At 70.5% G+C, this 9,762-nt stretch carries 9 protein-coding genes and 1 tRNA gene; 8 read left to right on the top strand and 2 right to left on the bottom strand.

Annotated elements, in window-relative coordinates; genetic code table 11:
* Positions 1–4 precede the first annotated feature (4 nt).
* The 4 genes from ACZ66S_RS36570 (at position 5) to ACZ66S_RS36555 (ending at position 4,000) form a co-directional block, all read left to right on the top strand.
* Positions 5–1,045, top strand: a complete 1,041-nt coding sequence (locus ACZ66S_RS36570) for an LLM class flavin-dependent oxidoreductase (protein WP_469905880.1) — start codon at positions 5–7, stop codon at positions 1,043–1,045.
* Positions 1,042–1,830, top strand: coding sequence for a thioesterase II family protein (locus ACZ66S_RS36565; protein WP_469905879.1), 789 nt, complete (start codon positions 1,042–1,044; stop codon positions 1,828–1,830). Before ACZ66S_RS36570 ends, ACZ66S_RS36565 begins: the two co-directional genes overlap by 4 nt.
* A gap of 103 nt (positions 1,831–1,933) precedes the next feature.
* Positions 1,934–2,650 (top strand): TetR-like C-terminal domain-containing protein, encoded by a 717-nt coding sequence (locus ACZ66S_RS36560; RefSeq protein ID WP_469905878.1) that lies wholly within the window; start codon positions 1,934–1,936, stop codon positions 2,648–2,650.
* A 141-nt stretch (positions 2,651–2,791) separates the two neighbouring features.
* Positions 2,792–4,000, top strand: coding sequence for a cytochrome P450 (locus ACZ66S_RS36555; RefSeq protein WP_469905877.1), 1,209 nt, complete (start codon positions 2,792–2,794; stop codon positions 3,998–4,000).
* Between the two features lie 143 nt (positions 4,001–4,143).
* On the opposite strand, the gene ACZ66S_RS36550 is transcribed toward ACZ66S_RS36555, so the two are convergent.
* Positions 4,144–4,506 carry a nuclear transport factor 2 family protein gene (locus ACZ66S_RS36550; RefSeq protein WP_469905876.1) on the bottom strand — a complete coding sequence of 121 codons (363 nt, stop codon included), beginning with the start codon at positions 4,504–4,506 and terminating at the stop codon, positions 4,144–4,146.
* Positions 4,507–4,741: 235 nt separating this feature from the next.
* Here ACZ66S_RS36550 and ACZ66S_RS36545 point away from each other — a divergent pair, with 235 nt between their 5' ends.
* Positions 4,742–5,743 (top strand): diacylglycerol/lipid kinase family protein, encoded by a 1,002-nt coding sequence (locus ACZ66S_RS36545; protein ID WP_469905875.1) that lies wholly within the window; start codon positions 4,742–4,744, stop codon positions 5,741–5,743.
* Positions 5,740–7,245: an MmgE/PrpD family protein gene (locus ACZ66S_RS36540; protein WP_469905874.1), complete on the top strand. Its 1,506-nt coding sequence runs from the start codon at positions 5,740–5,742 to the stop codon at positions 7,243–7,245. The genes ACZ66S_RS36545 and ACZ66S_RS36540 overlap by 4 nt, the downstream gene beginning before the upstream one ends.
* Before the next feature lie 84 nt (positions 7,246–7,329).
* Here the strand turns inward: ACZ66S_RS36540 and ACZ66S_RS36535 are convergent, their stop codons facing one another.
* A complete protein-coding gene (locus ACZ66S_RS36535) occupies positions 7,330–7,491 on the bottom strand; it encodes a hypothetical protein (RefSeq protein WP_469905873.1) in 162 nt (53 codons plus the stop codon).
* Positions 7,492–7,903: 412 nt separating this feature from the next.
* Between ACZ66S_RS36535 and ACZ66S_RS36530 the strand changes: the two genes are divergently transcribed.
* A tRNA-OTHER gene (locus ACZ66S_RS36530) sits at positions 7,904–7,991 on the top strand.
* Positions 7,992–8,157: 166 nt separating this feature from the next.
* On the top strand, positions 8,158–9,756 hold the full coding sequence (locus ACZ66S_RS36525; protein WP_469905872.1) for an aldehyde dehydrogenase family protein: 1,599 nt from the start codon (positions 8,158–8,160) through the stop codon (positions 9,754–9,756).
* Positions 9,757–9,762: the final 6 nt, after the last annotated feature.

Genomic DNA, 9,762 nt, shown 5'->3' with positions numbered 1-9,762 from the left:
CGACATGAGCCGGCCGCCCAGCTCTGACCAGTCCGCCACCCACCCGCCGCTCTCCGTCGGCCTGCTGCTGCCCACCAGGGAACAGGCCATCAACGGCACCTTCGAGGCCGCCCCCTTGCTGGAGCTGGCCCGCCGGGCCGAGGCACTCGGCTTCGACTCCCTGTGGGCCGGTGACTCGCTCATCGCCCGGCCGCGGCTGGAACCGCTGACCGTCCTCGCCGCCGCCGCTGCGGTCACCACGCGCATCACCCTCGGGACGGCCGCCCTCACCGCTGCGCTGCGCCCGCCGCTGATCGGCGCACACATGGCCGCGACGCTGGATCATGTGGCCGGGTCCCGACTGATCCTCGGCCTCGGTGCGGGCTTCCCGCTGCCCGAGACGAAGGAGGAGTTCGACGCGGCGGGCGCCGATTTCACGACACGCGTGGGCCGCCTGGACGAGACGGCAGCCCTGTGGCGCAGGGCTTGGAACAGCACCCGCGCCGGCGCGCCGCGGGACTTCGCCGGGCGGTACTGGGCGGCGGACGGTCTCCACCGACTTCCCCCGCCCCGTCGGCCAGGCGGGCCGCCGCTGTGGTTGGCGGGCAGCGACACGCCCGCGGTGCTGCGCAGGGTCGCCCGCCACTACGACGGCTGGCTGCCGTTCCTGCCCTCCGCCGAGCAGTACGCGGCGGCATGGACGCGGATCCGCGACCACGTGGCCGAGACGGACCGTTCCGAGAACTCCGTGACGCCCGCGCTCTACGCCACGCTCACCCCGCACGCCGACCGGACGGCCGCCCGGGATGAATTGGACCACTACCTGCGCCGTTACTACGGCCGCTCGCTCGACGCCATGGCTCCGCTCCAGGCATACGGCTGGGGCAGCGCCGCCGATTGCGCCGAGTGGCTGGCCGGATACGTGGACGCGGGCGCCCGCCACCTCGTGCTGCGCGTGGGCTCGCTCCGCACCGAACACCACCTCGACGAGATCGCCGAGGTCGTGCTGCCCGCGCTGCGCGCCCTCGTCCCCGCTCCACAACAGCGACCGGAGGAAAACCCGTGAGCAGTTCCATCGCCGGCAAGGTCTCCACACACGGCCAGTGGTTCCACCCGGTCGAGGTGCCACCCGAGGCCCGGATCCGGCTCTTCCTCTTTCCGCACGCCGGCAGCGGTGCGATCATCTACCGCGACTGGCCCGATCTGCTGCCGCCCGACATCGCGGCCCAGGCCGTGACCCTGCCGGGCCGTCAGGAAAGGCGCGAGGAGACCGCGTACACCGCGTGGGAGCCCCTGCTGGACGGACTCTACGAGGTGGTGCTCTCCGAACTCGACGACCGGCCCTTCGCGTTCTTCGGTCACTGCCTGGGCGCACAGCTCTCCTACCACCTGTCGGTGCGGATGGCGCAGGACGGAGTGCGTGGCCCTGTCCTGCTGGGCATGTCGGGCTGGGCCCCCGACGGCTTCTTCAACCCGACCAAGGAGCACATCGGCATGCCGCAGGAGGAACTCGTCGGCTGGATCAAGAAGTTGGGCTCCTTCCCGGCCGAGATCTACGACAACCCGGAGATGCTTCAGATGGTCATCCCGGCACTGCGCGCCGATCTCTCGGTGGCCGCGCAACGCCTCGACGACGGCGCCGTGGTGCCCTGCCCGCTCGTCTCCTACGGCGGCAGGTCCGACCCCCTGATGGAGGAGGCGGAGGCATTCACCTCCTGGGTGCCGCGCGCCCCCCAGTACCTGGGGCACAGCGAGTACTCCGGCGGTCACTTCTTCATCGACAAGCACGCCCTGGCGGTCACGTCCGACTTCACCCGCCACCTGCACCGGCTCGTCGAGCAGGCCGGCTGAGCGGCACCGCGGTTCCGCCCGGCCCGGACGGCCGGGCGGGAGCCGGAGTGCATTACCTGTCACGTAATCGACGCGGCGAAGGACCTCTGGAAGAGTCCGGACCATGACGTCTTCCCACACCCACGACCTCCACCAGGACGGCCCCGACACGGTCGTCGCACGCATGAAGGCCGAGGCGGTGCGCCGCTTGGCGACCCGTCAGCACGTCGATCTCGAACCGTACGGGGTGGCCCGCGAGGCGGGATGCGACCCGGAGCACATCCGGCAGCTCTTCCCCGACCGGGACAGCCTGTTGACGGCGCTGGTCCTGGACGCCTATCACGCCATGGGAGACAGCGCGGAGCGGGCCGCGGCGGAGGCGGAGAAGACGGGCGCCGGCCGACTGGACCGCTGGGTCGCCTGCTGGGAAGGCGTACGCGGCTGGGCGCTCGCCCATCCGGAGGAGTACGTCCTGATCTGGGGTCGGCCGGTGCCGGGCTACAGTGCCCCGCCGGAGACCATGGCGGCGGGTGCGCGCACCGTGCTCGTCCTGGTCGGCCTGGTGCGAGAGTCGCTCCACCACGACGAACTCGCCGTGGACCAGGTCTCCGGGCCCGCCCTGTCCGCCGGCATGGCGCAGACCACCCAGGCGCTGGCCGAGGGCCTGTTGAGCGGACTGCCCGCCCCTGTCATCGCCCGCATGCTGATCATGTGGACTCAACTGCACGGCATGGTCGGCTTCGAGGTCAACGGCCATATCGCGGGCGTCGCCGCGGACCCGGCCGCGTTCTTCACCCATGCGGCGGCAGCCATGGGGGAGTACGTCGGGTTGACCCGCTGACCCCCTGACCGGCTGATGACGCGCGGGTGCGTCGGTCGCGGCGACCCGGCGTGTCAGCAGCCGGTCAGAAGGCGATCAGCGGTGGGTCAGGACCAGCCGCGATAGTGGCATCACCCCCTGCTGCTCCCAAGGAGACGAGTGATGCTCGAATCAGCGGACAAGGTTCTGGACTGGCCCTTTCCCCGGACGAAGTCCGGATGCCCGGCGAAGATTCTCGCCGAACTGCGCGACCAACCACCGTGCGTGGTCCGCATACCGGCGGGCGCGGCGCAGTCACGGCGCGCATGGCTGGTCACCAAGTACGCAGAGGTGCGTCAGGCGTTGATGGATCCGCGGCTCAGCGCCGACGAGACGCTCCCCGGCGCGCCCGTACGGATCCAGGTCGACCCGAGCCAGAAACCCGGCTCCTTCCTGCGCATGGACGACCCGGAGCACGCCCGGCTCAGAGGCCTGATCGCCACCGAGTTCACCGCCCGCCGGGTGCGCGGGCTGCGGCCCGCGGTCCAGAAGCTGATCGACGACCTTCTCGACGACCTGGCCGGCCGGCCCCGGCCCACGGACCTGCAGGACGTGTTCTCCCGCAAGCTGCCCACACTGGTCATCGCGCGGCTGCTCGGCGTGCCCGACGAGGACTCCCCCTACTTCGTGGAGAAGACCCGGGTCACCATCTCGCAGGGAGATCCGGCCCGTTCCTACGCGGCCTACACCGAGATGTCCGAGTACCTGGGGGTCCTCGCCAAGCGCAAGCTCGACGACCCCCAGGACGACATGATGAGCCGGCTCGCTGTCGACCACCTGGCGACGGGGCACATCACGCTCGACGAACTCGTCGGCATAGCCCGGCTGGTGCTGGTCGCCGGGCATGAGACGACCACGAACCAGATCGCCCTGAACATCTTCAGCCTGCTCACCGACGAGGCCCTGCGTGCCGAGGTGCTCGCCGGCGACGGCGCGATGATTCCCCAGTACGTGGAGGAGTCCATGCGGTACTGGTCGATCTCCCAGGACGCCATCGTGCGCCAGGCGTTGGAGGACGTGGAGATGGGCGGTGTCGTGATGAAGAAGGGCGACGCCGTGGTCATCTCCATCCCCGCGGGCAACCACGACCCCTCGGCCTTCCCGCACCCGGACCGCATCGACCTCAACCGTGACAGCGGCAAGCACCTTCAGTGGGGCAACGGTCCGCACTACTGCCAGGGCGCCCCACTGGCCAGGCTCGAGATGGACCTGGCACTGCGCACGCTCTTCGGGCGCTTTCCCACCCTGCGCCTGGCCGTCGACGACCCGGACAGCGTCTTCCGTACGGGCACCGTTTTCCACGGAGTCAGGCATCTGCCGGTCACCTGGTAATCCGGACCGGGACAGAGTGGACGACGAGAAGGGGCGGGTGACCGGAATGCTCCGGTCACCCGCCCTGTGTTTTCCGGAACCGGGGGCTTTGCGGGGGATTTCAAGGCCCATCGGCACCGGAAGCACGAAACGCCGAGGTGTTCTCAGATCTCCTCGGGGAACTGGTGGTCGGAGAGCACCCGGCCATCCTGCGCGAACACCAGGTACTCGGTGCCACGGGCCGCGACGTCACCGCCGTCCTTGGGCGCCATGTCCCAGGTGATACGGGCGGCGTCGTGATTGACCGCGTGTGCGTGCAGCCGGAAGGCGAATCCCTTCGCGACGAAGTCGTCGTACGCCTCGGTGACCGCTTCCTCGATTTCCGCGAGGCCCTTGAAAACCCGGCTCGTGTTCGCGTACCGCCCGTCCTCGTGCCAGACCTCGGCCACCGCCTTGCGGCGACGGTCCGGGTCCGGCTCGTTCCACACGGCGAGGTAGCGCTCCACAAAACCGTTGTCGATGCTCACGTTTCCATCCTCCAGATAAAAAAGCCGTACGACGGCACGGCGTCCGCACACGAAAAGCGTTTCACCGGTTGGGCCGGGTTGTCGATTACCTGCGGGGTAATGCACCGGCGTCCGCAATGTCCGCCCGGGCCGGCCGTACCGCGGCAGACGGCATGCCGTCAGGGCCGTATCAGGCGCGGGTCAGTTCCGGCGGGGAGCCTGTGCACACTGCAACCCGCCCGAGAGGAGCGAAGCCATGGCGGAACCCGCCGTCGCCCATCTGGAGGAGTGCCTCGTCATCGCCAATCCTGCCGCCGGCACCGCCGGAGAGGAACTGGTGAACGAGGTGGCGGCTCGTTGCGCACGCCACACGCGGGTCACCGTGGTCCGCACCACCGCCCCCGGGGACGCCACCGAAGCCGCACGAGAGGCTGCCCGCCGACCGCCGGCGGACGGCATACGGGTCGTCGTGGCCGTCGGCGGGGACGGCACCGTGCGTGAAGTGGCCGACGGTCTGACGGCCGACGGTGTACCCGGTGACCACCTGGCCCTGCTCGTCGTCCCGGCCGGCACCGGGAATTCGGGCTACCGCTCGCACTGGGGAGAGCGTCCCTGGCAGGAAGCGGTCGACCATGCGCTGGGCTCGCCGCGGCGCGCGCTGCGTCGCCTGGACCTGGCCCACGTCCGCGAGCTGGACGCGCTCGTGGTGCTGGGCGCGGGTGCCGGTCTCACCGCCGAAGTGCTGCGCAGCGCCCGCGAACTGCCCCAGCGGGGCCGGGCCCGGCTTCAGGCCGGACTGGAACACGCGGCCTCCTCGTACACCCCTTATCAGGGCCGTGTCACCGTCGACGGCACGGTCGTGCACGAGGGCCGCACCGTGTTCGTCAACATCGGCGGCGGACGCCACCGGGCCTGGCAGTACCTGGTGCTGCCGCACTCGGTGCTGGACGACGGGCTGTTGGACGTCTGCGTGATGGGAGAGGGCACCGACCCGGTCGACGTACCCGAGCTGCTGCGCGCCGGCCGACATCTGCAGCGGCCCGGTACTGTCCACCGGACGGGCCGCACGGTCGTCGTGGAACGAACCGACGGGCGGCCGTTGTGCTTCGAACACGACGGGGAGCTCGTCCGGGACACCGGGACGAAGGTGACCCTCGACGTCCTGCCCGGCGCGCTTCCGGTGCTGTGCGATCCCCAGGCCGCCACGCCCGCGTCCCGGGCCACCGCCTCGTCCGCTGCGACGGGGACCCGTCCATGACCGCCCGTGCCGTCCGTTCCCCGTCCGCAGGGCAGCCCAGGCTCTCCGAACTCGCCGATTGGGCCGCGGCCTTGCGACCGTCCGATCTGCCCGACCGGGTGATCGCGCTCGCCCGCAGCCAGGTCCTCTCCCAGCTCGCCGCGATCCGTGCCGGACTCAGGCATCCCCTGGGGCGCAGACTGGTCACCGCCTACGGCCCTCCGCTGCAGAACGATCCGGCGCGGGCCGCCGCCGTCCTCGCCGGTCTGGGTTCCTGGCTCAACCTCGACGACACCGCCTACGCCGGACATTTGTCCAACTCGACCGTGGCCGTCCCCCTGGCGTACGCGCGTGCGCGGCAGCTCGACGGAGCCGCGCTGCTGACCGCCGTCGTGGCGGCCAACGAATGCGCGGCGCGGGTCACCGCCGCCGCGACCCTGGGCCCCTTCCGGGGCCAGACCGCGGCGCACACCAGCCTGGTGGGCGCCGTCGCCGGGCGCATGCACTGCTCGGGGGGCGAGGCGGACCTCTGGACCCACGCCCTGGGCCTCGCCCTCACCATGCCGCCCTGGACCCTGTTGCACGGGTTTCTCGGCGGTGACGCCCGACTGCTCACCGTGCTGAACCCGGTGCGGGCCGCCATGGACGCCTGTGACGCCGCCGCGGCAGGACTGACCGCGGTGCCCGACGTGCTGGAGCACCCCGAGGGGTTCCTCGCCCGTTTCGCCGCGGTTCCGCTGCCCGAGGAGGTCACCGAGGGCCTGGGCAAGCGCTGGCACACCGACACCTTGTCCTTCAAGGTCCGTCCCGGAGGCCCCGGCGTCGACACCGCCGTGGACTGCGCCCTGCGTCTGCGCCGGCAACTGCCCGCCGTCCAGTTCCGCTCCGTGGACGACATCGAGGAGATCGTCGTCGAGACGTCCCGCTACACCACGCACGTCGCCCGCCTCGCCGGGGAGCAGGGCCCCGACACTCCGCCGGCCGTTCTGCCGCTCTCGGTCCCGTACGCGGTCGCCACCGCGTTGTTGACCGGTGACCTCACTGTGGCCGACTTCTCCGCTCCGGCCAGCCGGGATCCGCTCCGCTGGCATCTCGCCTCCCGGATCCGGCTGGTGGAGGACCCTGGGATGACCGACGACCTGCTGGCCGGCGCCGCCCCGCTCGGGGCGGCGATCCGACGGGCCGGGGAGCGGGCCCTGCCGTGGCTGGCTTCCTTCGCCGGAGCGGACGCCGCCGCACGGGCCGTCCTCGCGACACCGGAGGAGACCTTCACCGATGCCGAGAAGTGGACCGGTTCACAGGTGACGGTGCGGTGGAAGGACGGCCGCCGGGCCGTGGCCCGACAGGACATCCCGGTGGGCGGCGCCGGGGCGGACACCAGGACCAGGCACCGCACGCTGGTCGAGCACAAGTTCCACGCCGTCGGCGGCCCGCCCGAGGCTGCCCTGTTGTGCGCCCGTCTGGAAGAGCTCTCTCCCGCGGAGGTCCGCCATCTGGTGGGGTGGGCGCTAGCGCCGACCTGAGCCGACGGAGAGCGCTCGGCCCGGTGCACCGGCACGAGAAGGGGGCGGCGGATCCATCCCGGACCCGCCGCCCCCGACGTGCGCTCAGAGGGCCGTCGACGGGTCCCACGCCGTTGGAAGAGCCGGCTCACGGACCGACCCCGCCGCCAAGACGAGTTCCTCTTCGTCCGGTGCCCCTAGGACGTGCATCAGGAGCTCGACCAGCGTCTGTCGCAACGCTTCTGTGGATGCCTGTCGTTCCGCCATGACTCACTCCTCGGCTGGATGCGGATATGCCGTGACAAGCGCCCAGCAAGTGATGCGGGCGCTGAAGGCGTGCACAAAGGCCGACGGCGTTCCCCGAGTTCGCGCAGAAGAGCGATGACGCCGTCCGGACCCGGGGCGGTGAGGACCGTGTCTCCCGGGGCGGGAGAGAGACCGGGTAGGCATTCCCGGTCCTCGCGAGCCGGCGCACGGCGCCGAACACCGCCACCAAAGTACAACACCCGTTTTTACGCCGGAAGAGGAGGACGGAGAATCCACGGAAAATCACAAGGAGGATGAGGAACACGCGGTCGGGAATGCATCTGATTACGGTCAGCGTCGTATCAGCGCGCCATCAGAGGGCCGTGGCAACGTAGTACTCGTGAACGGCACGGAGCGATCCGTCCGAACACCAGGAGAGGTGCCCGGAGCGGCTTATCGGGGACCGTGCAGTTTCGGTCGGGCCCATGGGGTCCACGCAGGTTCGAATCCTGCCCTCTCCGCCTGCGAGCCCCGTCCGTGGGCTCACCGGAAAGGCCGGCCGCCCGGAAGACGGGCGGCCGGCCTTTCCGCTTTTTCGGGGCCCTTCGGATCAGCCGGTCGTCAGTGCTCGGTCAGGGTCGGCTGCAAATATCTCTGCGTGCCAGACCGGATGGGGAAGGCGTGAGAATGCGCAAAAAGCAACCGCTCAGCTACGAACTCTACATAGCCGGAAAGGATGTCGAGGGCGACGGCTGGGTCTACACCGTCAGCTCCCGCTCCCTCCTGGAGGATGTCTTCACGAGCGTCAGCCTGAAGAGGGAGCTGGAACGCGATCCGGAGTCCGAGGCTGCGACGCACCCCTATGTCGTCGGGCGTTGCGCCGTCGCCTCCGGCAGTGCCATCGACCTGGCCACCGAGGCCGCCGCCGCGGCCGCACCCGCCTGGGCGGCGCTTCCCCTGGAGCGGCGAATGCGGCTGGGCACCCGGTTCCGTGAGGAACTCCTCGCCCGCCAGGACGAGTTCCTCGACATGCTCGTGGCCGAGGCGCACCCGGTCAAGCTCGCCCGCTGGGAACTGAGCTGCCTGCTGCAGGTCTACAGCGAGGAGAGCCTCGGCTGGTACCGGCAGCAGATGCACACCGCCTTCGACCACGGGGACCGCAGGTTGATCGTGCGCCGCGCCCCGGACGGGGTCGTAGCCTTCAACCCGCCGCAGAACGCACCCGCGCCCAGCGCTGCCCTTGCCGTCCTCGCCCTGATGGCGGGCAACTCCGTGGTGGTCCGCGCCCCCCGCTCCATCGCGCTGAGCACCATGTGGCTGATGCGGGACGTCCTGGGCCCCCTGCTGGACGAGGAGGGGGCGCCCCCCGGCGTCCTCAACGCGATCTGCGGCAATCCCAAGCAAACCCTGGACCGCTGGCTCGCCGACCCGTTGATCGACGACATCTTCTACATCGGCGGCAGCACGGAGGGACTGCGCTTCGAGCAGCAGTGCGTGGCGGTCGGCAAGAAGCCCATCCTCGAACTCGCCGGCAACGACATCATCGTGGTGTGGCGGGACGCGGATGTGCCCAAGGCGGCGCAGGCGCTGTGCGAGGCGTTCTACGGCTCGGGCCAGATCTGCATGGTGCCCAACTGCGTCCTCGTGCACCCCGCTGTCGCCGACGCGCTGATCGACGAGGTGCGCGCGCGGGCCGCCGAGGTGCTTCCGGGGTACCCGGACGATCCGGACGTGCTGCTCTCCCCGGTGCGGCGCAGCGAGCGGTTCTTCGGACTGCTGCAACAAGCCCTGGACCGTGGCGCCGAGCTGGTCACCGGCGGACGGCGCACCGAGGTCGACGGCACCCCCTCGGACACCGGGGTGTTCCTGCAGCCGACCGTGGTCCGGGTCGACGGACTGGCAGGCGCCCGCGCCTTCGACGTCGTCGCTGAGGAGACGTTCTTCCCCCTGCTGCCCTTGGTGGTGGCCGAACCCGGTGACGACGCCGACCTCCTCGAACGGTTCATCCACTTCGTCAACGACAACCCCTACGGGCTGCGCAACTCCCTGTGGGCAGCCTCGGAACAGGTCATCGACACCTTCGTGGGCCGGGTATCCAACGGCGGGCTGTTGAAGGTGAACGACTCACACATCGGCTTTCTGCCCTACCTCCCCAGCCACGGCGGCACCGGTCTGACCGGCGGCGCCTTCGGCGAGGCCAACTATCCGATGCTCAAGACCTCGCATCTGCAGGGCGTGAGCATCGCCCGCGGTATCAGCCCGGTCGACACGGTCTTCGGCTCCTGACCGGCA

It is taken from the genome of Streptomyces sp. NPDC107471, from assembly GCF_055582845.1.
Note: the sequence above shows the minus strand (reverse complement) of the source record. Positions and strands in the feature narration are given on the sequence as shown.

Excerpts from the sequence above, each read along its gene's own strand:
- ACZ66S_RS36570 (WP_469905880.1), top strand. The coding sequence starts at position 5 with ATGAGCCGGCCGCCCAGCTCTGACCAGTCCGCCACCCACCCGCCGCTC.
- ACZ66S_RS36560 (WP_469905878.1), top strand. The coding sequence starts at position 1,934 with ATGACGTCTTCCCACACCCACGACCTCCACCAGGACGGCCCCGACACG.
- ACZ66S_RS36555 (WP_469905877.1), top strand. The coding sequence starts at position 2,792 with ATGCTCGAATCAGCGGACAAGGTTCTGGACTGGCCCTTTCCCCGGACG.
- ACZ66S_RS36545 (WP_469905875.1), top strand. The coding sequence starts at position 4,742 with ATGGCGGAACCCGCCGTCGCCCATCTGGAGGAGTGCCTCGTCATCGCC.
- ACZ66S_RS36540 (WP_469905874.1), top strand. The coding sequence starts at position 5,740 with ATGACCGCCCGTGCCGTCCGTTCCCCGTCCGCAGGGCAGCCCAGGCTC.
- ACZ66S_RS36535 (WP_469905873.1), bottom strand. The coding sequence starts at position 7,491 with ATGGCGGAACGACAGGCATCCACAGAAGCGTTGCGACAGACGCTGGTC.
- ACZ66S_RS36525 (WP_469905872.1), top strand. The coding sequence starts at position 8,158 with ATGCGCAAAAAGCAACCGCTCAGCTACGAACTCTACATAGCCGGAAAG.